Here is a 25508-nt window from a genome sequence, read left to right as displayed (position 1 = left end):
GCTTTGAGCAATTTAAGCTGCATACCAGATGGATTCTACGGTTTGAGCGATCGCACTCGCCGAAGTTTCCCCATTTTGCACCGATTCTGCGTCGAGTACAACTGTAACGTGACCGAGTTTGCGACCGGGACGCGATAGTTTCTTACCATACCAATGTACAAAAGCGCCACTAATTTGTGCCAGTTGTTTTCGTTTTTCTACATAATCGGACTCGGCAGACTCGTAGCCGAGCAAATTTACCATTACAGCACCTGCACATTTCAAATCGCAATTGCCTAAAGGGAGTTGACAAACTGCGCGCAAATGCTGTTCAAATTGTGAAGTTTCGCAAGCATCGATGGTGAAATGTCCCGAGTTGTGGGTGCGGGGGGCAATTTCATTGACTAACAGCTTATTGTCGGCGGTTAAAAATAATTCTATGCCGAATACGCCGACAGCTTCCAAACTGTTGAGGAGAGTGCGGGCGATCGCACCAGCTTCGGCTTTCACATCTAAACTAATATCGGCGGGCGCGATTACCACCCGACAAACCTGATTTTGCTGTTGGGTTTCGACAATCGGATAGATCGCTATTTCTCCAGCGGGCGATCGAGCAGCAATCACGGCCAACTCGCGATCGAACGGCACATACTCTTCTACCAGTAAAGACTGACCTTTAAGTTTAGCACTAATCGACTCAAAGCTCTCCCGATCCTTGACAATAAAAGTACCTTGGCCGTCATAACCGTGGCGGCGAACTTTGACGACAAAGGGAAAATCTCTCGCCCAAAAATCCGAGTCTCCTTGCATCTGTGCGCTGTCGGAAACAGAAATTGCCAAATTGTCGATCGCCACTTCACTCAGGATGCGATCGTCCCCCGCACCCGTTTGCATCTGCTTCCCCTGCGATTTCCGCCTCAAATCTAGGTGCAAAGAAGCCAGATTGTCGATCGCCATAAACCTCGGAATTGGCAAACCTAAATCTTTTAAATAACAGCGCTGCACGTACTTATCCAACAACGGAGACAGTGACAACAAACCAGGCAAGAATAACACACCTTGCTGTTCCAAAACACGCAAACCATCCAAATCTACAAACTCATTTTCAAAAGTAACAACATCACAGTCATCCGCCAAATGAGCCGTAGCCAAAACATCATCAACAGCCGCCAAAACAGCACCCGCAGCCACAGCAACAGCCGGGTCAGTAGCCTCGGGAGTTTGCACTACCAATTCCACGCCAAGCGCCCTAGCAGCATCCCCCATCATCGCAGCTAGCTGGCCGCCACCGACAACGCCCACCCGCTTAAATTTGGCAGGCGAACTTGCAGCGGTTAGATTTGATTTCATCTGAATAAAATTCCTTGTATCAACCTGACTATTTTATCCCAATTTGTCCCCAGATGAATTACATTAATTGAACATTTGATAGCTAGAAAATAGTTTGATTTACTAGCTGTTTTAGAAGTTCTACCTCTAAAATATCTGCGGTGAAACTCTTTAAATATTGCACGAACCCAGCCGTTGGGAAACAGCGGTTGAGTCGCAGCATTGCAGGAAAGTGCCACATCTAGCAATTGCCTAGCGCCAAGCATGGCATAATTGAGGGCGCTGCAAAAAGCAGATAGACAGGTGCAAACACTGAAAATCAAACATTCAGAGAACAAAATTTATAGGTGAGGATGCTGTGAAAGTTTTGGTTGTGGGGAATGGAGGTCGCGAACACGCGATCGTAAAAAAACTGCTAGAATCTACGCGGATTAAACAAGTCTTCTGCGTACCGGGCAACGGTGGCACAGCTACCACCAAAGGCTGTCAAAATCTGTCGCTCAACATCGACGACTTCCAAGGCATCGAACGCTTTGTGATGGTCAACAACATCGGATTAGTGATCGTCGGGCCCGAATTGCCCCTATCGCTAGGCATCGTTGACTACTTCCAACAAAAAAAAGTGATGATTTTTGGCCCCACTAAAGCCGGTGCCCAAATAGAATCGAGCAAATCCTGGGCCAAACAATTGATGCTCGACGAAGGCATCCCCACACCCAAAGCTGCGGTATTTACAAACGCAGAAGCCGCCAAAGCCTACGTTGTGGAGCAAGGAATTCCCATAGTCATCAAAGCAGACGGACTCGCATCAGGCAAAGGAGTCACCGTTGCTACTACCATCAAAATGGCTCACAGTGCCATCCACACCATTTTCCGCGGCGAATTCGGCAGCGATAACATCCGAGTCGTTGTCGAAGAATTTTTAACAGGTCAAGAAGTCTCGATTCTCGCCCTCACCGACGGAATCGTAGTAGAACCCCTGCTGCCGGCCCAAGACCACAAAGCCATCGGCGAAGGCGACAAGGGAGCCAACACAGGCGGTATGGGAGCCTACGCCCCAGCCCCAATTGTCACCCCGGAACTGATGGAAAGGATTCAAACAGAAATTCTTGAACCTACCGTCGCAGCGCTGCAAAAACGCAATATCGACTACCGGGGCGTTCTCTACGCAGGTTTAATGATTACAGCGGAAGGAGAACCGAAAGTCTTAGAATTTAACTGCCGTTTCGGAGATCCCGAAACTCAAGCGGTTTTGTCCCTCTTGGAAACTCCCCTGGAAGATTTGGTGCTGGCTTGCTGTCAGCAGCGTCTCGGCGAATATCCCAACATTCGCTGGAAGTCGGGGGCTGCTGTGTGCGTAGTTTTGGCTTCGGGGGGCTATCCTGGAAGTTACCAAAAAGGCAAAGTTATTACAGGTATTGAGGAAGCTGAAGCCAAAGGTGCAGAGGTGTTTCACGCCGGTACTCAGTTGAAGCAGCAGTTAGTTACCGAGGGCGGCCGCGTTTTGGGCGTGACTGCGACGGGGGAAACTTTGGAACAAGCTATAAACAAAGCTTACACAGCGGTAGATTGCATCCAATTTGAAGGTGTCTACTGTCGCCGCGACATCGGCCGTCGAGCGTTGGGCGATAGCAGCAATTAGGCATTGCGCGATCGACCGCCATCGGAAAGCCAAGCATTCTCAAAGTAGAAGTGTAACAATGAAGTTTGGCATCTCTGCGGTGGCGGTAGCGGACAAGTCGCAGCAGAAAATTCGATCGACCAAAAACTCTATTAAGCAAATTTACCTAATTAAACGTGAAATATCGATCGCTAAAAAGATTGCTGTGTATATCTTCTTCCCTTTTACCTTGTTGCCCGATCGCTAATGACCCATGACCCATGACCCATGACCCATGACGAAAAGCGAGCGGGGACACCCGCACTACTGTTAACTGTTAACTGATGACTAATGACTACTGACTAATGACTACTGACTACTGACTACTGACTACTGACTACTGACTAATGACTTAATCTTGTTTTTAATATTGAACTGGTGAACTGGTAAAATGCTGGCCATACTAAACAAAATCGGAGAAATTATTGCCCGCTGGTGGTCTGATTTTACCCTCCAGACTCGCCTGATGGCTGCTGCTACCCTCGTAGTTTCGTTAATTATGAGCGGCTTGACTTTCTGGGCCGTGAATACTATCCAGGAAGATGCCCGACTTAACGATACCCGCTACGGTCGCGACCTCGGCTTGCTGTTATCGGCAAATGTGGCGCCAATGATTGCGAAGAACGATCGCTCCGAAGTCGCCCGCTTTTCCCGACAATTTTACAGCAGCACCTCCAGCGTCCGCTATATGCTGTACGCCGACGAAGGAGGAGATATTTTTCTGGGGATACCTTTCTCCGAATCCGAGGTGCGTACTTCCCTGACACTGCGCCGCCAAATTAAACTCCCGGATAATTTTATCGCCGACATTGAGGCGAGAAATTTGACTTCTGTGCCTTTGGTGCGGCAGCATTTGACGCCCGATGGAGAAGTTACCGACGTATTTGTGCCGCTAATTCACGAAGACAAGTATTTGGGAGTTTTGGCGATCGGCATTAACCCCAATCCCGCAGCAGTTATCTCTTCAAATCTGACTAGGGATGTCACATTAGCAGTATTTGTCACGATTTGGGTGATGGTAATTTTGGGCGCTGTATTTAATGCCCTGACAATAACTCACCCGATCAAACAATTAGTTTTCGGAGTCAAAAATATCGCGGGCGGGAATTTCAAGCAGCGAGTTGACCTGCCTTTAGGAGGAGAATTGGGTGAGTTAATCGGCAGTTTTAACGAGATGGCTGAAAAACTCGAAAGTTATGAAGAACAAAATATTGAAGAGTTGACAGCGGAAAAAGCGAAGTTAGAAACTTTGGTTTCAACTATTGCTGACGGGGCGCTGTTGTTGGATGCGAATTTGCAGGTAATTTTAGTCAACCCAACGGGCCGACGGATTTTTGGATGGGAAGGTAAAAATGCGATGGGAATTAATGTCCTGCAGATTTTACCAGCAGAAGTGCAGCGCGATTTGGCAAGACCCCTGCAGGAAATAGCTGCGGGCGATCGCGAAGGCGGCGAATTTCGGATTTCTCTAAAAGAACCAGTCAACCGCACAATTCGGATTCTGCTAACCACCGTAATTCTCCACAAAGCCCCTGGTGCAGAACCGCTTTGCAAAAGCTGCGTCCGTGACGAAGAAAATACCTGTACCGAGTCGCAACGCCCGATCGCAGTAGAGTGTACTTTCTACGAAGAAGCCTCCAAAAATCAAGGTTCTGGACAGTACCGAGAAAGTCTCAAAGGCATCGCCATGACAGTTCAGGACATCACCCGCGAAGTAGAATTAAATGAGGCTAAAAGCAATTTTATTAGTAATATTTCTCACGAATTGAGAACGCCTTTATTTAATATCAAATCTTTTATTGAAACTCTCTACGAGTACGGAGAAGACCTGCAAGAAAGCGAACGCCGGGAATTCCTAGAAATTGCCAATCGAGAAACCGATCGACTCACCCGTTTAGTCAACGACGTGTTAGACTTGTCGCGCCTGGAATCCTGCCGAATCTATGAATTAGAGGCGGTTGACCTCCCGCAAGCAGTTGAACAAACCCTGCGGACTTATCAGTTAAATGCCAAGGATAAAGGCATCGAATTAGAGCAACAAGTTGACCCGTGTTTGCCGCCCGCTTTAGGTCATTACGATTTGCTGCTGCAAGTATTTGCAAATTTAGTAGGAAATGCCTTAAAGTTTACCGAGGCTGGCGGCAAGGTGGCAATTCGAGCGTATTTGATAGAGTCGGAGGAGACAACCCACAAAGACGACACATCCGGGAATCACAACTTATTACCTAATTCCATAGATTTTCCGGTAGTGCGGATAGAAATTTCTGATACTGGTATTGGTATAGATACCGCAGACCAAAAAGCAATTTTCGAGCGCTTTTTCCGGGTAGAAAACCGAGTTCACACTCTAGAAGGAACGGGATTAGGTCTTTCGATTGTCCGCAACATTATTGACAAGCACCACACTAAAATTAATTTAGTGAGCGAAGTTAATGTGGGTACGACTTTCTGGTTTGACTTAGCAGTTTATCAGCCGAAACAATCACTAGATATGGAAAATACTTGGCCGGTGCAAGCACAGGTTGAGACTGAAACAACTTCGAGTCATGTTAAGTAAACTAGACCTACGCACACCATTCTATATATAACAGTTCTCAAAAAAATGAGGTCTTGACTGACCGATATACGTCAGGTTCGATCGTTCGGAATGCGAGTTTTTTCTACATCAGACTCGCATTCCGCACGTGCGATCCGCTTTTGTTATGGTAATTAACCGGACATGGTATTAGTTATTATTGGAGTTCAGGCTAAACGTTGTGCGATCGAGTCTCCGGATTAATCAGTCTGACAAAATACGGACATCATCATTTTTTATGATCCTTATCTGTCGTATCTAAGCTCAATTTTACCGATAAAACTACATACCAACACCAACAAGTCCCAATCCCAAATAATCCCGTCTCTGTCAAATTAGTCATTAGCATAAATGTTAATAAATACAAAGGCAAAGCTGACTCGGGAAAACTTTCTTTAACTAGGTACTTTATACCTCTAAATATATTATTAAAAAATGATAAAATAAACAACAACAATCCGACCCAACCCAGTTCGCAAAGTAGATCGATAAAACCATTGTGAGAGTGGGGTGGCACAAAACCAGTTTTAACTACCACAATTCCGTAAGCTGGATTGTCCAAGCCACGCCAAGGCTGCCAAAATCCTGCCATCCCATAACCAAATAGGGGATTATTTTGATTAATTCGATCAATAATTAAAGGCCAAAAATCGGTTCTACCCGTTAAAGTCATATCTTTTTGCAAACCATCGACAACAATAGCCTCTAAATTATTTAATACTAAAATACTTATACCTATACTCGTCACCAAAAATAATATAAAGCAGACAAAAGCCCATTTTACAGGTAATTTTTTTAATAGGGCTAGATAACTCCACAAACTGATTAATACCACTGTCAAAATTCGACTAGCACCACTACAACCTTTTTGCAACCCCACTAAAGCTATTAGGGTTATAAATAAGGAGAAATATCGATATTTCTTTTCTTTAAAAGCATATAATATCCATAAAGAAGCAGTATTAGCCATTTGAAAAGAAAAAGGGTTTTTATGACCGACAACTCCTCTCCAACAACCGTCCGCTGCTTGATTTGTTTTCACAACTCCCCACAAAGCTAATATAGCACTTAGCCATCTCAATAATCCATAAATTTCCGACCAACTATACTGTTTACCGACATAAATAGAAACCAGTGTTATTTGCCACAGAGCACAAACAGCCCGTAAAGTAATTTCAGGAGTTTGTGACCACAAGCCAGATAGAGTCACCATCAACAAAAACAAACCCAAAAAAGGGTCTCCTGATATCCATTTAATGACTAGATAAACTGTTTTATGGAGAGTTTTAGTTAAGCGAGGAAATAACATTAATATCATCGCACTATAAATAGCAATTTGACCAATAATTGTTGGGGGTGTAGTGTTAAAGTTATATAAAACGCTAGGATGGAGTTTAGGAAAGGGCATGGCAGTGATACCAGTGAAGGTTAAAAAAAATATCACCACAAAAATCTTTTCTAATGTGACACCAAATTTGGGATAGCGTGCGACTAAAATATAAAGAGTTACACAGAAGATGGCCGCTAAACAGAAAAGCATCAACGCAAACATCGGCACCCTTAAAATATCTTTCATGGCTTTACCTCTATCATCAAATGTGTTACTACCTATGAAATGGCTTACCGTTCGTGCCTTAAAAGTGCCACTGCTGGTGCTGGTACTCACTCTCTCCTACCCTCAAACCAACTTCGCTCAGTCCGGCTCCCCCGCAATCAGGATTAATACTGACTATTATTTAGGTGGTGGAGACAATATCAAAATTGATATCTACGATTTGCCCCAGCTTAGTGGGGAGTATCAAATTCCCGCTGGGGGAGCTATTCAAATCCCGATTATTGGTAGTGTTTCCCTTCAAGGATTAACTTTAGAACAGGCCGCCCAAGTTATCACTAAAGCTTATGGTCGCATCGTCAAAAGACCTTTAGTTACCATCAGCTTACAAGCTGCCCGCCCGCTAAATATTTGGTTGTCTGGTGAAATAAGTCGTCCTGGCTCCTACTTATTACCTCTAGCTAATGGAGGTGGAACTAGCCCATCGGTGCAGTTTCCCACACTTCCTCAAGCTTTAGAAAAAGCTGGGGGTATTCGAGCTAGCGCCGATATCCGCCGAGTAATTGTCCGACGTCGGGTCAATGGCAACCAACAAATAACTATAACTTATAACCTATGGGATTATTTACAAACTGGTCAAACAACCCAAGATATAACGTTGCGAGATGGAGATCAAATATTGGTTCCCCCTCAAGAAACAATTAACTTAGCAGAAGTAAATCAAGTTAGTGAATCTAACTTTTCTCAACCAGCAGAGCAACCCCGTACTGTGTCAGTATTCGGAGAGGTGAAGCGCCCGGGTAGGTATGTAGTGATCGGTGGTGATACCCAAAATGGTCAAAGAACCAACGGACAACCGACCATCATTCGAGCTTTACAACTAGCTGGGGGCATCACATCAATCGCTGATATTCGCCAAATCCAACTTCAACGTTATACTAGAAGCGGCAAACAACAAATCAGCACTATTAACCTCTGGCAATATTTGCAAGAACAAGATACATCTCAAGATACTATGCTACAAGAAGGGGATATTATTTTTGTCCCGACCGCGACGGCGATCGACCCAGGAGAAGTTTCTGTTCTAGCTAATGCTAGCTTTGCTCCGGGGACTGTGCAAGTGAGTGTTATCGGAGAAGTCAATACTCCGGGGGGACTCAAATTACCTCCTAATACTACTTTAAATCAAGCAATTATGAGTGCGGGGGGTTTCAGAGCAAGTCGCGCTAACTCTAGAGCTGTGGAACTGATCAGGCTGAATCCTAATGGCACTATATCCCGTTCCCAAATACAAATTAATTTGAATCAAGGAATCGATGCTCAAACCAACCCACTTATTCAAGATAATGATATAATTATAGTGGCACGTTCCAGGGCTGCTATCTGGGGGGACAATATTAATACGATTCTCGCACCATTTGGTAATATCATTGGTGGAATTCTCGTTCCTACCAGGCTCATAGAGCTGTTCAAGCTATTAGGAAATTAGTAATCAAATAACATTTGTCTTATGGATAAAAAACTGTTTTCTTCCATCAAGAATGACCTTAATGCTCAATATCTGTCTGTCCCCTCCGCTAATTACCTAGCTGGTACCCCAGAAGAGGATGACCAAGTCCTTGATATGAATTGGGTAATAGCTGTCGTCAAGCGTCGTCTTATGGTGATGACCATAGTAGCTGCTAGCATAGCTACTTTGAGCGGTAGTTTCATTATCTGGAATGCCAAAAAGATTGTTTCTGATTACGAAGGAAAATTTACTGTTTTAGTAGAACCTCTTACGACGGACGATCGGCTATCAAAGCTCTTAGTCCAAGCTCAAAATAATAGTTTAGGTATAACAGACTTGAACAAAATCAAATCATCAGCGGAAGACGGTTCCTCAGTGGATTATCAAAGTTTGACGCGGGTTTTGAAAACTGCAGAAGTGCTAATGCCATTAATTAATAAATTACAAAAAAGATATCCAAATATTGAATATAAAACTCTCAAAAATCGCTTAACTATCGAACGTGTGACTTTCTTGCGAGATGGAAAGCAGGGGGGTACTAAACTCCTAGATATTAGATACCGCGATCCAAACCCCAAGCGCATAAAATATGTGCTGGAAGAAATGGCCAAATATTACGTAGAATATATGGGCCAAGAGCGTTTAAGAGTTGGCAAACAAAGTATAGATTTTATTGCTAAACAAATATCACCCCTCCAGCAGAAAGTAGATAACTTGCAACAAGAATTACAAGTATTAAGAGTTAAGTATAACTTTAATCAACCAGAACTACGCAGCCGCAGCCTATCAGATCAACTAGATAGTTTAGCTAATCGTCGCCTCGAAGTACAAGCACAACTAGCAGAAAGTAGGCAGCAATATGAAAGCTATAAAAAAATATCTTTAACGGGCGATAATCGCTGGATTGTTGATGTTAGACCAAAGTCTTATGAAAGTTTAATGAGCAAAGTAAATGAAATAGAGTCGCAATTAGCTTTAAGCTCTACTCAATTTTATGAAAATAGCCTTCCCATTCAATCTTTGCGGGAAAAACAGCAAAGTTTGCGCGATTTAATGCAAAAAGAAGCTGAGTCTGTCCTCCTTCAGATGAAATCACAACTAGAACAGTTGGAAGCTCGCGAGCGATTGATAACTAATAGCCAAAATTCACTGCAAGCAAAAATCACTCAAATGCCCCAAGCTCAACGTGGCTATGATGACATACAATTAAAACTAGAACTAGCTAAAGATACTCTCAAACTGTTCCTAGAAAAACAAAAAACCTTACAACTAGATGCTGGTCAAATTGATGGCTCTTGGCAAATTATATCTAAACCACAGTTACTCACGGAAGACAATGGCGATCTCCATGTAGTCATACCAAAACCAACCAAGCGCCACTTAGCTATAGCGATCGTGATTAGTAGTTTACTAGGTATTGCTGTAGGTTTCTTAGTAGAAGTTTTAAATACTGTTTTCCATACTCCCGAAGAAATTAAATCCTTAGCTAAACGTCCCCTTTTGGGAGTTATCCCGATCGCCAAAGCAATGAAAATTAAATCTCGTAGGAGGCAAAGGATATCAAGTAAGTTCACTAGCGTAAATTCAACAACTCACAGCGCAGGTTTAAGACAAATAATAATGTCTAATGATAAGGATTTTCCTTTAATTGAAGCATTTCATTACTTATATGCAAATATTCAGTTATTAAATGCTGAAGATCCGATAAGTTCTTTAACTATCACTTCGACTGCTAAAGGTGAGGGTAAATCCACTGTAGCAGTTTATTTAGCTAAAACTGCTTCTGCTGTAGGTAAGCGAGTATTATTAGTAGATGCTAATATGCGTTTCCCTCAACTGCACACATACCTTGGCATATCAAATATGAGAGGTTTAAGTGATGCTTTGACTTCTGATTTAAGTTTAAATGAGGCTATTCAGCGATTACCTGACGATGAGAATCTTTTTGTCCTCACTGCTGGTACTATTCCCCCAGATCAAATTAAATTACTTTCTTCAAAAAAAATGCACTATTTAATGGAGCAGTTCCTGGTATTATTTGATTTAGTAATTTACGATACGCCACCTTTAATTGGTTTAGCTGATGGTCATTTAGTAGCTTCTCAAACTAATGGTACAGTGCTGATAGTAAAAATAGAAAAGACCGATAGAGACATGGTAAGCAAAGCTTTAGATCAACTAAATGCAGCCGATATTAAAGTATTTGGAGTAGTAGCTAATGGGGTTAAGGGAATATAAATGAGAGCCCCGACTGCTTTAAAAAGTGGGGTGATAAGCAGGGCTGATTCATTCTACAAAAAATGATAATTTTGTAGGGTCGTGTCCCGTGCCGACCCTCTTCACCGACGATTTGTCCTCATTTCATGGGCTGGAGTAACCACGGGGTGATTACCCCTACAAGAGAATAAATCAGTCCTGGGGTAGTAAGCTGTCGCCCATTTAAATTGCATATTCGGGACGCTGCTCAGAGCAACATCCCACTAATGGTTTGATTGATTCTTGACACACAATTTAAATGGAGAACAGCTTAATTATATTAAGACCTAAGAAAGAGTCTTTCTAGCACGTTCCGATCGCTCTTCTGCGGTATCCATCACATCAGCCATTTTATCCACCATTTCCCCTGGATAATTTTCCAGTACCCGAGTGGAAAGGGAAATCCGCCCGCGACCTTCGTCGAGGTCAACTACCAGCGCCTTTATAGGTTGACCGGGAGCAAAAACCTGTGCCAGGTTATCAATATATTTTTGGCTGATTTGCTTGATGTGGAGTAAACCGCTAACTCCTTCCAAGTCCACAAACACGCCAAAAGGCTTGAGGCTGCTAACTTTTCCTTCCACTAACTGACCGATTTGCAACTGACTGAAGGCGATCGATTGAGCGGCCATCCGCTGGGAAAGTACGAGTTTGTCTCGATCGCGATCCACTTCCAAAAAATTCACCGTCAAAGATTGACCAATTAACGATTCTATGTTATCGCGTTGAGCTAAGTGCGATCGGGGAATAAAACCGCGCATTCCCTCAACGTCCACCGTCACCCCGCCCTTATTCGCGCCAGAAACCCGCACCTGAAGCACTTTACCGGTTTCCTGCAATGCAACTAAATCTTCCCAAGCTTGCTGAACTTGTAACTGTTTCAGAGACAGAGTAACTTGGCCGTCTGCGTCTTGTTCCCGGATAATTAAAAAGTCCTGTTCCTCGTTTAGCGGAACCACTTCCGACAAATCCGTTACCGTTCTCAAAGCAGCCTCTGCGATCGGCAAAAAAGCCGAAGACTTGCCACCGATATCAACATACGCACCGTTTGAGTCGTACTCGAACACTTTGCCGCGCACGACTTGTCCCTTTTGGAACTCGTAATTGTGCTGTTCGAGGGCTTTAGCAAAATCATCCATTGAAAAAGATGCTTTTGCGCTTTGAGAACCTGTAGATTTGGAATTCATGTCAGTTTATTTATCAGTTGTCAGTTGTCAGTTGTCAGTTGTCAGTTGACAGTTGTCAGTTGTCAGTTGTCAGTTGTCAAAATATATTGAAGGAAGAAGGAAGATGTTCCCCCACTCTCCCACTCTCCTATTCTCCCACTCTCCCCATCTCCCCATCTTCCACTCTCTAAACAGGTTGAAGTTCCTGTTGAAATAGGTGCTTGACTTGCACCCACGACTCAGCTGCGGCGGTAGCGTCGAAACTGCCGCGATGGTCGCAGAAAAAGCCATGATCCGCATTGTACTGGAAAATTTGGTGAGGAATTCTGTGTTTTTCCAATTCGGCGGCGATTTGGTCAACTTGTTCTTTGGGAATACTGGGGTCTTGAGTGCCAAAAAAGGCGTAGAGAGTGCCTTTAATGTCGGCTGTACGGGCGATCGTCCGAGTATCGCCACCGGGGGTATTCGTAGCGATACCAGCGCCGTAGAAAGACGCTGTAGCCTTGATTTCGGGCAAAGTAGCGGCAAGGTAGGCTACGTGTCCGCCGAAGCAGAAACCGATGCAGCCAAAACCTTGTTGTTTGACGAAGGGTAAAGTTTTGAGGTAATCGATGGTGGCTTGAATGTCACTGAGGAGTTCGGATGCGGTAGTTTGTTCTTTGTATTCTCTGCCGATTTTGATATCTTCCGGCGCGTAACCGGTTTCAAAGTTGGGGGCTTGGCGCTGGTAGATGGCCGGGGCGATCGCCACATATCCTTCCTTTGCTATTCTGTCAGTAACTTCGCGGATGTGCGAGTTAACACCAAAGATTTCTTGAATCACAATAACTGCGGGAAATTCGCCGGAGGTGGCGGGTTGGGCTAGGTAAGCGGCAATTTGTAAATCTTTGTTAGGAATTGTGACGTTAGCTGTGCGAATTTCTGGGTTGGCCATAGTGAGTTTGAGTGCAATTATATTTCATTTGTGAATGAGATTTTTTTTAAAACGAACCGCGAAGGCGCTAAGAACACAAAGGAAGAAAGAGAAGTTTTTTTGGGCGCAAGTCTTTTTTTTATTCTCTTCGCGTCCTTTGCGTCTTCGCGGTTCGTTTCAAAAATCTATTTTACAACATCACATTCCCAGGAAATCTCTGTTTCAAAACTGGCATCACCGGACAAGGTTTTTGAGTTTGCAAATTCTCTGGTTTGTTCCAAGTAAAAGGCCCTTTATTCTCCGCCGCCATCCACAGCAAACTTTTTGCCCTAGTCATTGCTACGTAAAGCAATCTAAACTCTTCTGCTGTTTTCAAATAACCTGCTTGTTCCCATGCTTCACCGAGATTTGGTAAAGGATATTTTTCGTGCAAACTCGCTCTAATTTTTGCTCTCGCTACCTCTGCTAAGGTGAAATCTCCTAAAAATCTAGTTTGTGGCAAAACTCGCAAACTTCCGGGGATAGTTTGTTCGTGCAGAAATGGCAAAAATACACAATCCCAATCTAAGCCTTTAGCTTTGTGCATGGTAATAATTGTGAGTTGACCTTTGCTGGTATAACGTTCTTCTATTTTGTCGTCTGCATCTACAGGTTCAAATCTTTCGGAACTGACAATTTCGCTCAGTACGTCTAATATATTGTGCATTGAATTGTTGCCGGCGGTTTGGATTGCTACTCGTTCTGCTAATTTGTCGGCTGTGGCTAATTCTGTTTGGTCGTATTGCAGCGCTAAGGCTAAAAATGAGATAATTTGGTATGGTGGTAATTCTAAGCGTGCTTGCAGTAAACTGCAGCAAAAATAGCGACATTTCTGCACGGGATCTGACTGCTGCGGGTCTAGGGGGCCTGGGTAGAGGAATTGTTCGGGGCTTGTGGTAAAGGCATTGTAGTCTTGTTTGGGGATGAGTTGCCGATCGCTCAAAATCTTTAAGGCTGCTTTCAGGTAATCTGGTGAGTGCGGGCGATCGAGAAATTGCAGCAATGTTAAGATTTCCCAAGGTACTTGAGAATGTCTGTCGCGTTCTCCCACATCCTCAATTTTAATTCCGTATTTACGCAAATCAAAGCTTAATCCGTGTTTTTGCGGATTTTCTAGAACTTCTTTGATAAACTTGCCTTGTTTGTTTTCCCGCACCAAAACTGCCATTGATTTGAGATGTTCTAAGGGCAATTTAGGGCTATTCTCTGCATCCCTTGCTTCACCGCCTGATTCGATATTTTGGTCAGGGTTTACCCATTCAAAATTCGCAGGCAAAAATTGCTCAACTAACTCAATTACCCGCTTACCAATTAACTCAACACTATGGTAAATATCCCTGGGATTACACAATTCTAAACCGCGCCCAATGGGATCGGGATTGGCATTTTGTTGGGGGTCATCGCTGGGAACTGTTTGAATAATTTGGTTGCGAAAAGGCTGTTCGGTTCCGGCTAATTCCGAGCGATTTACCCATTGCAACATAAAGTTAGCTGCATCGATAATTACCTGGCTGCTGCGGCCTGCGCCGTCCATTGTCGCTAACTTATTTTCAACTTCGCACTCGTCACAAAATTTGTTAAAATAAATCGGGTCTGCGGGAGTGAATGTAGAATTAATCGCTTGATTTGGATCGCCAACTCTGATAAAATTTGGAGGTGAGTTACGATTGTCTGGATCTTGAGCTAATGTTTGCAAAAGTTCAGTCTGCAAAGGTGTTGAATCCTGGGCTTCGTCCTCGAAAACGGCAAATACTTGCTTTTGCTCGATCGCCTTTGCTCCCGGATTGTCCAACACTCGCAAAGCTGCTAAAATCATTTCGTCGTAATCGATAAATTCTCGACTCCTCAACAAAACCTGATATTTTTGATATAAACCGCCAGCTACGGCTAAAATTCCATAGGCGTCGTCTGAATCTAAAGCGCTCATTTCTAACAACTCTTGGGGAGACAAACCAGAAGATTTTGCCTCGTGAATCACAGTTTTAGCTAACTGCGGCAAAATCTCCGTTCGCAAAACCGATTGTCGCCGCAGCCTCTCTGTTTCCTCTCCATCAAATTGCTGTCCTTCTAGCAAAATTTGATATCGGCGGGGATTTTCTGCGATCCAAAGTTCTACACAAGTGCGAATTAAGCGGTGACTTTGAGTCGGAGTCACTAAGGTAGAATTTTCTAAATTTAAACCCGATAAATCGGGATGGCGCATGGCAATGTTTAAAGCTAAACCGTGCAATGTGTGTACTGCAAAACCGCCTTGAGATAAAGACAATTCTCCTAATCTTTGGCGAATTTTAGCTTTAATATTAGCAGCAGCCGATCGCGTAAATGTCACCACAATTAACTGGCGGCGGTTGTGAAGCCGATGGCGGGCGATCGCAATTGCGGACGCAGCGGCCATTCCCGTAGACTTCCCGGCCCCTGGAACGGCGGAAACGGCAAGGGGGCCGCCTGTCCAATCTGCCATCTCGTGCTGCCCCTTACGCAGGCTGTCACGAATTTTACCGCAAGCTGCAGCCAAAAAAGCCGCCGGCTCTAACTCGGAGAAAGCGCTGTCAGGGCGATCGAGCTCAGTAGTCGATCGGCTAAAATCAGAATCAAATTCATCAGTCATTATTACATCCGCGTTTATCTGCGTTCATCTGCGGTTAAAAATCTAAAAATCTTCAACCCCAACCGTTTCCATTTTTGTATCGGCTAAACTAACACCATCTATCCGAGCTTAAATTAAAACCAGCATAAAATTCAATACCGAAACCTGTTTACAGGAAAAACCCTAATGAAAACTCAACTCAAAACCAATTCCCGGCCACACCAGCCCCACCCAAACCAACCCAACAACAGCACAACTCGTTTTGCTGTGGCGGCATTTTTAACTTTATCTTCAGCTATTGCTTTACCGAGTTGTGCCGCAAATTCGCCCTCCAGCGCTGGAGGTAGCGCGGATTCATCCAGCAGTCGCGAAAACCAAATTGTCGCATCTGCACCCCAACAGGCGCCCGCCCCAGTCACAAGACAAGGCGCACAGCCAAAAACTTCTGCTGTATCCAAAACAGCACCTCCAGAAACTCCAGCAACTACTCCCCAACTGATTAAAAAAGCCGAGCTCAGTGTCGTTGTCAAATCAATTGACACTAGCACTAAATCTGTTACCGAGATTGTGAAAAAGCAGCAAGGCGATATCTTGGGTTTCCAAAACCAAAAGCCACCGGATTCTAGTATCCGCCAAACCGCAACGTTGGAGATTCGAGTACCTCAAGCAAAGTTAGAAACTACTTTAGATGCTTTAGCAAAACTCGGAAGCGTACAGAATCGAGGGCTTACGGCTGAGGATGTTACTACTCAATTAGTTGATAATGACGCTAGGCTGCGGAATCTTCGCAAATCGGAAGAAGTTGTGTTAAAAATTATGGAGCGATCTGGTTCTGTGGGGGATGTGTTGAAAGCTGCTCAAGAGTTGAGCAATATTCGGGAGTCGATCGAGCGGATTGATGCTGAGTTAAAAAGTTTGCGGAATCAAGTAGCTTATTCGACAATTAGTTTAACTTTAGAAGCTGCAGTCTCGGCTCAGCAAGATCCCGAACCTTCTCTCGGTTTGCGGGCGCAGGAAACTTGGGGGAAAGCGACTCATTCTGTGGGCGAATTGACGCTCGGTTTGTTTGCTTTGGGTATTTGGATGTTGGCTTACAGTCCTTATTTTCTGCTAATTGCTGCTGCGGTTTACGGTGTTGTTCGATTTAAGAAACAGCATTCGGCTGCGAAGATTTCTGAAGGGAAACCGCCTACTGTAAATTAGTTATTTGTTATTTGTTATTTGTTATTTGTTATTTGTTAGTTGTTAGTTGTTATTTGTTAGTTGTCATTAGTCATTAGTGCTGTCGCCTCCGAGCTTTCCGTACAATGTCATCAGGAAGATGGAAGAAGTTTGTAGGGTGTGTCGTTTGCAGACCAGATTTGGAACAAATCGACAATCGGTAGCGACGCACCAAACGCCGAAATGTTGCGATAGATAGGACTTGATATCCTTCCTAATTTAAAATCGCCAATGGTAGAAGGTGCGTCGCGCGGAGATTGCCGATTGGCTCCAAATATCGTCTGCAAGCGACACACCCTACTGCTACTAATGACAACTAACAACTGAGGGCGGGCACGGGGCACCGCCCCTACCAACTAACAACTACCAACTAACAACTAACAACTAACAACTAACAACTAACAACTGACAACTGACAACTAACAACTGACTAATCGTCTATTTGCCATCCATCTTTGGTATAATCTTCATCCAGAATCTTCTTCGGTCTCATCACGAGCACGACTCGTCCCAAAATCGACAACTGCGGGGATGTTTCAAACCATTGCAATTCTAAATTGCCTGCGTTGTCGGTGAGGAAATAACTCTCAGCATCCCACTGTCTTTGGGCCCGATCGGCAATAATCAAAACTTCTTCAACTTTACCTTGCAGCGGTACCGGCAATCGATCGCTCATTTCCAAAATCGCCACTGGATCTTCGGCTTTCAAAATTACCTGCCATCCGGGAATCGCCACCCAAGCTCCGGCTCCGGCAAATTTTACCATTCGGAACGGCTCGATTTCCTCCGGTAAAGGCACTGCTATCAAATCTGACGCAGTAAGCGGCAATTTGCCGGCAACCGGGACAATCCGGGGCAGTTGTTCCTCAGAATCGACTCTGTAGGTAGGTAAGCGGGGCGCTTCGCGTCTCGGAACTACGGTAAAATCTACGAGCAATTGCTCGATTTGCCCCCTAGCTGTTTGGCTGCTAGCTAATTTTAAGCCGCGAGCAATTAAGCGCGATCGCTCTTGCAAATCGCTTTTCTGTCTCGCCAACTGCCAGCACTGGTATGCTACAGCATCCCCTGGAGTGTCTGTGAACCCCTGCGGGAGACTCCCGAAGTGCGAAAACTCCTTCATGGCTTTGGCAACTTGACGAGCATCGTCAACATCCAAATTGTGGGCTAGGATCAAAGCTGCTGCTCCGGCTCGCTCTGTCTGAGACAAAATCCGAAATTCGTATAAAATATCACTTCCTTTGCGTAGAAAGTGCGATCGAACTTCTTCCGAACCGCCAGCGTTGACCATGCTGGTGTAAACTTGGGCTGCGACGCTGACTTGATTTTGCTGAATTGGCTCAAAACCAGTTGCTTCAAAAATCTTCTGAGAGCTCCAGCCTGCTTGCTGCAAGGCGGTGCAGGCTTGTCCCCACTCTACCCAAGTGCCTTCCTTGCGGCGGAGCGATCGAATTAACTTTTCGACATCCACAGCATTAGTGGAGGGTGCAGGTGCAGAAGGCAAGGAATCTTGAGGTGTATCAGTCATAATTTAATCAAAAACCAGTGCTAATTTATGTGTGATTCGATATCAGCAAGCATCGTGTCGCGGCAGAGCGATCGATTGATAGTAAGGGAAGTATGAGACTATTGTTACAGAATAGTTGCTCGCCTAAATTTACCAAGGGGAGTTTATCGTATTGTTATGGATAATGCCATTCCAGAGCTCGATCAAATTAAACGCCAGCTCATGACCCTACACCGACCGAAAAAACCCAAAATGTTGGTAGTAGACGATGAACCAGACAATCTGGATTTACTCTACCGCACTTTCCGACGAGATTTTAACGTACTCAAAGCTGATAGCGGGATTCGCGCCTTGGAAGTCCTCGGTATCGAGGGCGAGGTCGCCGTCATCATTTCCGACCAGCGGATGCCTGAAATGAAGGGAACAGAGTTTCTCAGCAAGACCGTACCACAGTTTCCGAATACCGTCAGAATTATTTTGACGGGTTTTACTGACATTGAAGACTTAGTGGATGCAATTAACTCTGGACAGGTTTACAAGTATATCACCAAGCCTTGGGACCCTAACGAATTGAAAATGGTGGTGCAAAAAGCTGCCGAGACTTATGAAGTTCTCAAGCAGCGGACTGAGGAATTGCACCGCGCCCAAAATCAAATACAACTGTTAGCAACAATCATGCAGGCGGCTGTGGATTATGCGAATTTGGAACTTAGTTTAGAACCAATGGCTACTGCTGTTAGCGATAATTTTTTGGCGGATGTTTGCATTTTGCAAATGTTGGAAGAAAGTGTTTTAATGCCAGTCCAAGGCACTCACACCAGCGGACAAACTGTGGAAAATTGGCTGGCTGATGACCCTCTGGTGGGAGAGGCAATTTCCTCTCAAACTATTCAGGGTGCTGTTAATATTGCCAGCGACGCAGCCCTAGCTAGTCTGCCGCACTATCAAAAATCTGGCGTTCAAGCTCACTTGATCGTGCCGGTGATTCACAAAGGTCGATCGCTCGCCCTGATGTCCCTCCAGTGGAAACAACCTTGTTCCCTGCGCCCCGACGAACTCACAACAGTTCACCTCGCCGCTCAAGAAGTTGCTTTGGTACTGACGAGTTTTCAAGGTGGTTAGTCATTGGTCATTGGTTATTGGTTATTAGTCATTGAGTCATTAGTCATTAGTCATTAGTTATTAGTCATTAGTCATTAGTCATTGGTCATTGGTTATTGGTTAGTTGCTACCAATTCCCAATTCCCAATTCCCAATTCCCAATTCCCAATTCTCAATTCCCAATTCCCAATTCCCAATTCCCAAATAACAAACAACCAATAACAAACAAAAAACAACCACTAACAAACAACCAATAACCAATGACTAATAACCAATGACTAATAACCAATGACTAATAACCAATGACTAATAACCAATGACTAATAACCAATGACTAATAACGCCGAACAAATTAAAAATATCTTTAACCGAATTGCACCAGTTTACAACCAAATGAACGACTGGTTGAGCTTGGGGCAGCACCGGATTTGGAAGCAAATGGCGGTGAATTGGAGCAGTGCGGGCCCGGGAAATACTTGTTTGGACTTGTGCTGCGGTAGCGGGGATTTAGCTTTGCTGCTGGCCAAACAAGCAGGGCCTACCGGCTGTGTGTTTGGAGTAGATTTTTCCGCCGAACAATTGGCTGTTGCGGCTTTGCGCGATCGACCTTTGCTTACCCAGACAAGTCCCATAACCTGGATAGAAGCTGACGCCCTAGACTTGCCTTTTACCGACAATTACTTTGACTGCGCCACAATGGGTTACGGCTTGCGTAACGTGACGGACATCCCCCGCAGCCTTCAAGAATTGCACCGCGTGCTCAAACCGGGCGCAAAAGCGGCGATTCTTGACCTCCACCGCCCCAGTAATTCCCTCATGCGGAGCTTTCAGCAGTTTTATCTCGACAGTCTCGTGGTGCCAATTGCTCAGCAATTTGGGATGACTCAAGAATATGCCTACATTAATCCTAGTTTAGAAAAATTCCCGATCGGTCAGCAGCAAGTCGCGATCGCCCGCGAAGCCGGATTTGCCCGGGCCACCCACTATCCCATTGCTGGAGCTATGATGGGAGTATTGGTATTAGTCAGTTGACTGTTAACTGTTGACTGTTAACTGTTGACTGTTAACTAATGACTACCAACTACCAACTACCGACTACTGACTGCTGACTGCTGACTGCTGACTGCTGACTGCTGACTACTGACTACTGACTAATTCCCAATTCCCAATTATTGATGAACCAGTCTGACATTTGGCTGTTGTTTGCTCCGCCTGTAGTGGGAGGCATTATTGGCTATTTTACTAACGACATAGCCATCAAAATGCTGTTTCGCCCCTATCGAGCTATTTATATCAAAGGGCGGCAATTGCCTTTCACTCCCGGCTTGATCCCCCGCAACCAAGAACGCTTGGCCAAGCGAATTTCTGACACAATTATGGGTTCGCTGCTGACACCACAAGAATTGCAAAATTTGGCGCGCCGCCTTTTGCAAACCGAGCGGATGCAGTCGATAATTCTCTGGCTGCTGCAGTTGGCGCTGGATCAGGTAAAAGCAGATGCAGAACAAAAAACATCTAAAATTCTCGCTAACATTCTGCGAGATTTGCTGGGAGAATCTGTGCCGCGAATTCTCAAAGTTTTGGCGCGCCGGGAAGATTTTTTAGAAGCTCAGCTAAATCAAATTTTTGACCAAGTTTTGCTAGAAATTCAGCTAACAGAAGCTCAGGCGGCTCAGTTGGCTGATTGGCTGTTGCAGGTAGTAATACCGCCGGAAGTGCTGCGGCAGGCTTTAATTGACTTTTTGACCGATCGCAATATTTCGATTATCGATGAAGGGTTTAGAGAAAAAACCAGCGGCACTTATTGGGTTGTTGCCAATTTGTTTGGTTTGCGGAACACTTTAACTCGGCTGCGGACTTTTTGTCTCGACGACAGAGAAGCAACAAATAAGCGGTTAGCAGAGTTAACAGTTTCTTTGGGAATTCGCGGGCGACTTCAGGAATGGCTGCAAAATTTGTCAATGCAAAACTTACCGGTTTCCACTGTAAGACAGTTGCGAAAAACAATGCGCGACAGCGTTCGCACCTACGTTCAACAGCGGGGTACAGAGGTACTTGATGGGTTGAGCAAATCTATTGACTGGGAAAATATTTCGCGGTTGATTCTGAATCGATTGCAAACTTCAGCGGTAATGAGCGCTTCGCTTGAAATTGTCAGCAAAGAACTAGCTTTGGTTTTAGATCGTTATTTAGAGCGGGATTTAGAAAAAATTGTAGCTCAGGCTATCCCGATTTTAAATATCGACCAGGTGATTGTCGATCGAGTAAAAGGCACTTCTCCCGAAGAATTAGAGCTAGCAATTCAGGGAATTGTCAAAAGTGAGTTGCAGGGAATTGTAAATTTAGGGGGCATTTTAGGTGTTTTTGTGGGCTGTTTGCAGACAGTCATACTTTTGCTGCAGCGATGATTTCTCTCGGCAGTTGTGAGATATTTAGTTGTAATATGATATAGAGCGCAGAATTGGCACGCACAGTAGAGTTGCATTGAATTCCTACGCTTTTCTCAGCATCAAATTATCTGCGTTTGTCTGTGTTGCATCTGCCTTTCGCCTGCGGTTAGTCGATCGGTTATTTTTGACCCAATCCCTAATTTACTTATTTTCTAAATCTATGCCACTTCCCAATTCGGACGATCGCACCGCCCCCAAAAACCCCCGCAACCTCAGCCGCCAACAATACGAGCGTTTAACCGCAGAAATAGCCACTCCCTACCGGCCTCTGCGACAGTTGGTCTACGTAGCTTGTGGCGCTTCGGGCTTTATCGGCGGTCTGGTTTTCCTCGCTCAAATTGCCTCTGGCCGGGAAATAGGCTCTGCTTTGCCAAATTTTGCCCTCCAAGTCGGAGTCGTCGCTCTGATGGTCTTCCTGTTTCGCCTAGAGCAACGCGCCGAAGCCCGATCGCCCAAGTCGAAGTAACAAAAATTTACCAATCGACACAAAAATATATTTAAGGTAAAGAAAAGTTAGAATAATAAAGAAATTATTACGAAATCCTGGTTTGCGATCGATCCCTGTCATGATTAAAGGGTGGGTTCAATTGGGGTCAGCACATTTAAAGACCCTAATCATAAGCCGCTGTTACTTCGTTCAATTGGGGTCAGCTTTGATAAAGACCCTAAATATATAAAACAAATTTCAGCCCAGCGCCAGCCTTCATTGATAGAAAAGCTGGCGTTTGGCATTTGGGGCAGTAGGGCGCGCGCCAAGCCAAGCACAGTTCCCCAAAAATAATGCCACAGCAGGAAAGCTGCAAATCCTGGTTATCGTCTGTCATCCCCAATCCCGAATCCCCAATCCCCAAATCTAAAATCTAAAATCTAATCAGATGTGTCAAAGTCTAATTAGAAAAAGTTGTTGGGAGATTTTACTATGAGCAGGTCATTTTACAAAGTGCGGTGGACGCTATTTTTAGCTGCCGGTGCGGGAATTGTATTTTACAGCAGTGCGGCGGCGGCGGCCGAAAAGGTAGTGCTCAAATACAGTGTGATCCGAATGACTTTACCAGTCAGCGAATTAGAAGTTTTTGCAGGAACTGGGAAAATGTCGCCCGGGTTAGAAATGCTGTTGTCCCAGGCAAAACAAGACCCGGAAGCGGTTCGCAGAAATCTTACGAGACCGGTCAAAGTCAATCAAAGGTTTTTGGATGGGACGCTTAACAGTAAGGTTGGGGAAATTATTCTCGATGAAGTGGGTCAGGTAATTCGGACTCCTTCTGGGAATGCAAATCGAGAAGCTTTGAAATCGGCTTTGGTGCTGTCTGCCACTAATGATAACGAGATTACGCTGCTGGAAGCAATGAGGAATTATCCGGCTGCTGAAGTTTATGTTGAGGGCGATCGTTTAGTTGAAGCTTACGGCAAACTGGTGGCTTTGTCAGAACAATTGGGCGGCGTTTCGGAACGGCTGGAAAACATTTTGAACAAGATTCGTCTGCCTAGATTGTAGGGGATTGTGTCAAGGAGCGTTGATTTGCGCGATCGTACAATTTTTCGGAACCTGCATAAACCACACCAGACTCACATTTTATTTTTGCAAAATTTCCTGATTTTAACACCAGTCTAAAACAAGAATGCAGCGGTAGACAAGCTCCCAACCCAACGGGAATCAATTAGTCCCAAATCTCATATCGAAAAGCAGCAAATCTCACATAGTATAATTTTGCTCTTAAATCTATCCCTGGATAGATGTTATACAGTTAATAAAAGTTGATAATGATGTTTCTTTTTGGGGTATTTTGAGCAAAAAATGCGGCTGAGAGCTTCTGTATCTTCCATAAATAGAAATACGATCTGCTGGACATTACAGATTATGTGTTTTAAGATATGGAAATGCTGTCAGAATTAGGCACTTGCAGAAAAACGACCAGTCATTAGTAAGCTAGTGCTATCACAGATAACATTACGCAACGCATTCCCCAAAACTTTTGACAAAAAAAAGTTAAAAACGGAAAGGGTGAGAGACTGGATTAATTAACAGCACCTCACATCCAAATAAAATCGTAATTTCAGGGTAGTACACTTTCATTCCATCGACTCTATATACTGGCTAAAAATAGCAACATGAAAAACGATCCTATTCGTCCAAAAGACCGTTTCTTGGTGTTCGGCGCTCCGGCGATCGAAGATGCTGAAATTCAAGAAGTGGTGGCAACCATGAAAACAGGTTGGTTGGGTACCGGCCCGAAAGTCAGGCTTTTTCAAGACGAATTCAATGCTTACAAGGGTTCCCAGTACGCGGTTGCGGTTAATTCCTGTACGGCGGGACTGCACTTGAGCGTCCTCGCTGCTGGCTTGCAACCGGGGGATGAAGTCATTACTACTCCAATGACTTTTTGCGCTACAGTTAATGCGATTATTCACGCCGGAGCAACACCGGTACTGGCGGATGTAGATCCGGTGACAATGAATATTGACCCGGCTCAAGTCGAAGCTAAAATAACTCCCAAAACTAAGGCAATTTTGCCGGTTCACTTCGCCGGTCGTCCCTGCGATATGGATGCGCTTTGTTCCATTGCTAGCCATCACAATTTGAAGTTGATTGAAGACTGCGCTCACGCGATCGAAACACAGTACAAGGGACGGAAAGCAGGCACTTTTGGCGACTTCGGATGTTTCAGCTTTTATGTCACCAAAAACATCACGACGGGCGAAGGAGGTATGATTCTGGCTCGCGCTCAAGCAGACTCTGACAGGCTCAACATTTTAGCGCTGCACGGTATGAGCAAAGATGCTTGGAAGCGCTTCAGCGACTCGGGTTACAAGCACTACGAAGTGGTGGAAGTCGGCTTTAAATACAATATGATGGATCTGCAAGCTGCGATCGGCATTCATCAATTAAAACGAGTCACCCCTTATTGGCAGCGGCGGGAGCAGATTTGGCAGCGCTACAATGAAGCATTTGCGGATTTGCCAATTACTGTGCCAGCGAACCCGGAACCGGATACCATTCACGCTTATCACCTGTACACAATTCTGGTAGATGAAGCCAAAACAGGTATCAGCCGCGACGAGTTTCTCAACGCTATTAATGCTGAAAATATTGGTGTCGGCGTACATTACATGAGTATGCCGGAACATCCTGTCTATCAAAAAATGTTTGGATGGCAGACTGCAGACTATCCGAATGCTAGCTACATTGGGCGGCATACAGTTAGCTTGCCGATTTCAGCTAAATTAACAGATGCAGATGTGGAAGATGTAATTGCTGGTGTTAAAAAATGTTTGGCCCTGGGCAAAGCTAAAAATCCTGTTTTAGCAACTGTCGGCTAAAGTCCTGAGATAGGATGATTGATTCTCTCCTTAAGAATTAAACATCCTAGTCCTGACTTTTGACTCCCGCTCTCAAATCAGGCTGCATTTAGATGATTAGCTTTCTTTGTAATTCGTAATTGGTCTGTAAACCTACCGAAAAAACAGAATACCCAGATCCCGGCGGTAGTTAAAAACATCGGGTATCTGGGAGGAGATAGCTTTTTAGCTTTAATTGGTTTACCTATAGGCTTTCGAGTTAAAAATGAGGTAATTTGTTGGGTTTGATCCATCTTTAGAGTTGTTATATAGCAATAGGGCAGCGTCTAATAACTTTATTTACAGTCATTTGCGAATCTAAGGTGTTAT

The 25508-nt window shown here is 44.5% G+C and carries 19 protein-coding genes; 12 read left to right on the top strand and 7 right to left on the bottom strand.

The genetic code is table 11. From position 1 onward, the window contains the following. Window positions 1-12: 12 nt before the first annotated feature. Together QT998_RS00180 and QT998_RS00175 are read right to left on the bottom strand one after the other, a co-directional pair. Window positions 13-1329 carry a 5-(carboxyamino)imidazole ribonucleotide synthase gene (locus tag QT998_RS00180; protein WP_333091219.1) on the bottom strand — a complete coding sequence of 439 codons (1317 nt, stop codon included), beginning with the start codon at window positions 1327-1329 and terminating at the stop codon, window positions 13-15. An 82-nt stretch (window positions 1330-1411) separates the two neighbouring features. After that, complete coding sequence (locus tag QT998_RS00175; protein ID WP_333091218.1) at window positions 1412-1549, bottom strand: hypothetical protein; 138 nt, start codon at window positions 1547-1549, stop codon at window positions 1412-1414. A 117-nt stretch (window positions 1550-1666) separates the two neighbouring features. On the opposite strand from QT998_RS00175, the gene purD reads away from it, so the two are divergent. The 3 genes from purD (at window position 1667) to QT998_RS00160 (ending at window position 5525) form a co-directional block, all read left to right on the top strand. Further along, window positions 1667-2950, top strand: a complete 1284-nt coding sequence (purD, locus tag QT998_RS00170) for a phosphoribosylamine--glycine ligase (protein ID WP_333091216.1) — start codon at window positions 1667-1669, stop codon at window positions 2948-2950. Between the two features lie 58 nt (window positions 2951-3008). Next, window positions 3009-3176 carry a hypothetical protein gene (locus QT998_RS00165; RefSeq protein ID WP_333091215.1) on the top strand — a complete coding sequence of 56 codons (168 nt, stop codon included), beginning with the start codon at window positions 3009-3011 and terminating at the stop codon, window positions 3174-3176. A 183-nt stretch (window positions 3177-3359) separates the two neighbouring features. Beyond that, the gene (locus QT998_RS00160) at window positions 3360-5525 is read left to right on the top strand and encodes an ATP-binding protein (RefSeq protein WP_333091213.1); all 2166 of its coding nucleotides are present in this window, start codon (window positions 3360-3362) and stop codon (window positions 5523-5525) included. A 247-nt stretch (window positions 5526-5772) separates the two neighbouring features. Here the strand turns inward: QT998_RS00160 and QT998_RS00155 are convergent, their stop codons facing one another. Continuing rightward, entirely contained in the window at window positions 5773-7119 is a 1347-nt protein-coding gene (locus tag QT998_RS00155) for an O-antigen ligase family protein (protein WP_333091212.1), read from the bottom strand. Window positions 7120-7153: 34 nt separating this feature from the next. On the opposite strand from QT998_RS00155, the gene QT998_RS00150 reads away from it, so the two are divergent. Then, window positions 7154-8584, top strand: a complete 1431-nt coding sequence (locus QT998_RS00150; RefSeq protein ID WP_333091210.1) for an SLBB domain-containing protein — start codon at window positions 7154-7156, stop codon at window positions 8582-8584. Window positions 8585-8605: 21 nt separating this feature from the next. Continuing rightward, window positions 8606-10843 carry a GumC family protein gene (locus tag QT998_RS00145; protein ID WP_333113705.1) on the top strand — a complete coding sequence of 746 codons (2238 nt, stop codon included), beginning with the start codon at window positions 8606-8608 and terminating at the stop codon, window positions 10841-10843. A 305-nt stretch (window positions 10844-11148) separates the two neighbouring features. Here QT998_RS00145 and QT998_RS00140 read toward each other — a convergent pair whose 3' ends face one another. The 3 genes from QT998_RS00140 to QT998_RS00130 form a co-directional block, all read right to left on the bottom strand. Then, a complete protein-coding gene (locus QT998_RS00140; protein ID WP_333091208.1) occupies window positions 11149-12048 on the bottom strand; it encodes a S1 RNA-binding domain-containing protein in 900 nt (299 codons plus the stop codon). 166 nt (window positions 12049-12214) lie between these two features. Further along, window positions 12215-12961 carry a dienelactone hydrolase family protein gene (locus tag QT998_RS00135; protein WP_333091205.1) on the bottom strand — a complete coding sequence of 249 codons (747 nt, stop codon included), beginning with the start codon at window positions 12959-12961 and terminating at the stop codon, window positions 12215-12217. 169 nt (window positions 12962-13130) lie between these two features. Then, window positions 13131-15587: an ATP-dependent helicase gene (locus QT998_RS00130; RefSeq protein WP_333113707.1), complete on the bottom strand. Its 2457-nt coding sequence runs from the start codon at window positions 15585-15587 to the stop codon at window positions 13131-13133. Window positions 15588-15752: 165 nt separating this feature from the next. On the opposite strand from QT998_RS00130, the gene QT998_RS00125 reads away from it, so the two are divergent. After that, window positions 15753-16769 carry a DUF4349 domain-containing protein gene (locus QT998_RS00125; RefSeq protein ID WP_333113709.1) on the top strand — a complete coding sequence of 339 codons (1017 nt, stop codon included), beginning with the start codon at window positions 15753-15755 and terminating at the stop codon, window positions 16767-16769. Window positions 16770-17217: 448 nt separating this feature from the next. Here QT998_RS00125 and QT998_RS00120 read toward each other — a convergent pair whose 3' ends face one another. Beyond that, window positions 17218-18312, bottom strand: a complete 1095-nt coding sequence (locus tag QT998_RS00120; RefSeq protein WP_333091201.1) for a RuBisCO accumulation factor 1 — start codon at window positions 18310-18312, stop codon at window positions 17218-17220. 156 nt (window positions 18313-18468) lie between these two features. Between QT998_RS00120 and QT998_RS00115 the strand changes: the two genes are divergently transcribed. From QT998_RS00115 to QT998_RS00090, 6 genes are all read left to right on the top strand, one after another. Next, complete coding sequence (locus QT998_RS00115; protein ID WP_333091200.1) at window positions 18469-19413, top strand: response regulator; 945 nt, start codon at window positions 18469-18471, stop codon at window positions 19411-19413. Window positions 19414-19722: 309 nt separating this feature from the next. Next, a complete protein-coding gene (gene ubiE / locus QT998_RS00110; RefSeq protein WP_194066205.1) occupies window positions 19723-20424 on the top strand; it encodes a bifunctional demethylmenaquinone methyltransferase/2-methoxy-6-polyprenyl-1,4-benzoquinol methylase UbiE in 702 nt (233 codons plus the stop codon). Between the two features lie 143 nt (window positions 20425-20567). After that, window positions 20568-21800: a DUF445 domain-containing protein gene (locus QT998_RS00105; RefSeq protein ID WP_194010015.1), complete on the top strand. Its 1233-nt coding sequence runs from the start codon at window positions 20568-20570 to the stop codon at window positions 21798-21800. A 202-nt stretch (window positions 21801-22002) separates the two neighbouring features. Further along, entirely contained in the window at window positions 22003-22308 is a 306-nt protein-coding gene (locus QT998_RS00100) for a DUF3493 domain-containing protein (protein WP_333091197.1), read from the top strand. A gap of 453 nt (window positions 22309-22761) precedes the next feature. Beyond that, the gene (locus QT998_RS00095) at window positions 22762-23337 is read left to right on the top strand and encodes an alpha/beta hydrolase (RefSeq protein ID WP_333113714.1); all 576 of its coding nucleotides are present in this window, start codon (window positions 22762-22764) and stop codon (window positions 23335-23337) included. 614 nt (window positions 23338-23951) lie between these two features. After that, the gene (locus QT998_RS00090) at window positions 23952-25160 is read left to right on the top strand and encodes a DegT/DnrJ/EryC1/StrS family aminotransferase (protein ID WP_333113715.1); all 1209 of its coding nucleotides are present in this window, start codon (window positions 23952-23954) and stop codon (window positions 25158-25160) included. Window positions 25161-25508 lie beyond the last annotated feature (348 nt).

This window comes from Microcoleus sp. S1D4 (assembly GCF_036700765.1).
GTDB lineage: Bacteria > Cyanobacteriota > Cyanobacteriia > Cyanobacteriales > Microcoleaceae > Microcoleus.
Note: the sequence above shows the minus strand (reverse complement) of the source record. Positions and strands in the feature narration are given on the sequence as shown.

Excerpts from the sequence above, each read along its gene's own strand:
- QT998_RS00180 (WP_333091219.1), bottom strand. The coding sequence starts at position 1,329 with ATGAAATCAAATCTAACCGCTGCAAGTTCGCCTGCCAAATTTAAGCGG.
- QT998_RS00175 (WP_333091218.1), bottom strand. The coding sequence starts at position 1,549 with ATGTGGCACTTTCCTGCAATGCTGCGACTCAACCGCTGTTTCCCAACG.
- QT998_RS00165 (WP_333091215.1), top strand. The coding sequence starts at position 3,009 with ATGAAGTTTGGCATCTCTGCGGTGGCGGTAGCGGACAAGTCGCAGCAG.
- QT998_RS00160 (WP_333091213.1), top strand. The coding sequence starts at position 3,360 with ATGCTGGCCATACTAAACAAAATCGGAGAAATTATTGCCCGCTGGTGG.
- QT998_RS00155 (WP_333091212.1), bottom strand. The coding sequence starts at position 7,119 with ATGAAAGATATTTTAAGGGTGCCGATGTTTGCGTTGATGCTTTTCTGT.
- QT998_RS00150 (WP_333091210.1), top strand. The coding sequence starts at position 7,154 with ATGAAATGGCTTACCGTTCGTGCCTTAAAAGTGCCACTGCTGGTGCTG.
- QT998_RS00145 (WP_333113705.1), top strand. The coding sequence starts at position 8,606 with ATGGATAAAAAACTGTTTTCTTCCATCAAGAATGACCTTAATGCTCAA.
- QT998_RS00140 (WP_333091208.1), bottom strand. The coding sequence starts at position 12,048 with ATGAATTCCAAATCTACAGGTTCTCAAAGCGCAAAAGCATCTTTTTCA.
- QT998_RS00135 (WP_333091205.1), bottom strand. The coding sequence starts at position 12,961 with ATGGCCAACCCAGAAATTCGCACAGCTAACGTCACAATTCCTAACAAA.
- QT998_RS00130 (WP_333113707.1), bottom strand. The coding sequence starts at position 15,587 with ATGACTGATGAATTTGATTCTGATTTTAGCCGATCGACTACTGAGCTC.
- QT998_RS00125 (WP_333113709.1), top strand. The coding sequence starts at position 15,753 with ATGAAAACTCAACTCAAAACCAATTCCCGGCCACACCAGCCCCACCCA.
- QT998_RS00120 (WP_333091201.1), bottom strand. The coding sequence starts at position 18,312 with ATGACTGATACACCTCAAGATTCCTTGCCTTCTGCACCTGCACCCTCC.
- QT998_RS00115 (WP_333091200.1), top strand. The coding sequence starts at position 18,469 with ATGGATAATGCCATTCCAGAGCTCGATCAAATTAAACGCCAGCTCATG.
- ubiE (WP_194066205.1), top strand. The coding sequence starts at position 19,723 with ATGACTAATAACGCCGAACAAATTAAAAATATCTTTAACCGAATTGCA.
- QT998_RS00105 (WP_194010015.1), top strand. The coding sequence starts at position 20,568 with ATGAACCAGTCTGACATTTGGCTGTTGTTTGCTCCGCCTGTAGTGGGA.
- QT998_RS00100 (WP_333091197.1), top strand. The coding sequence starts at position 22,003 with ATGCCACTTCCCAATTCGGACGATCGCACCGCCCCCAAAAACCCCCGC.
- QT998_RS00095 (WP_333113714.1), top strand. The coding sequence starts at position 22,762 with ATGAGCAGGTCATTTTACAAAGTGCGGTGGACGCTATTTTTAGCTGCC.
- QT998_RS00090 (WP_333113715.1), top strand. The coding sequence starts at position 23,952 with ATGAAAAACGATCCTATTCGTCCAAAAGACCGTTTCTTGGTGTTCGGC.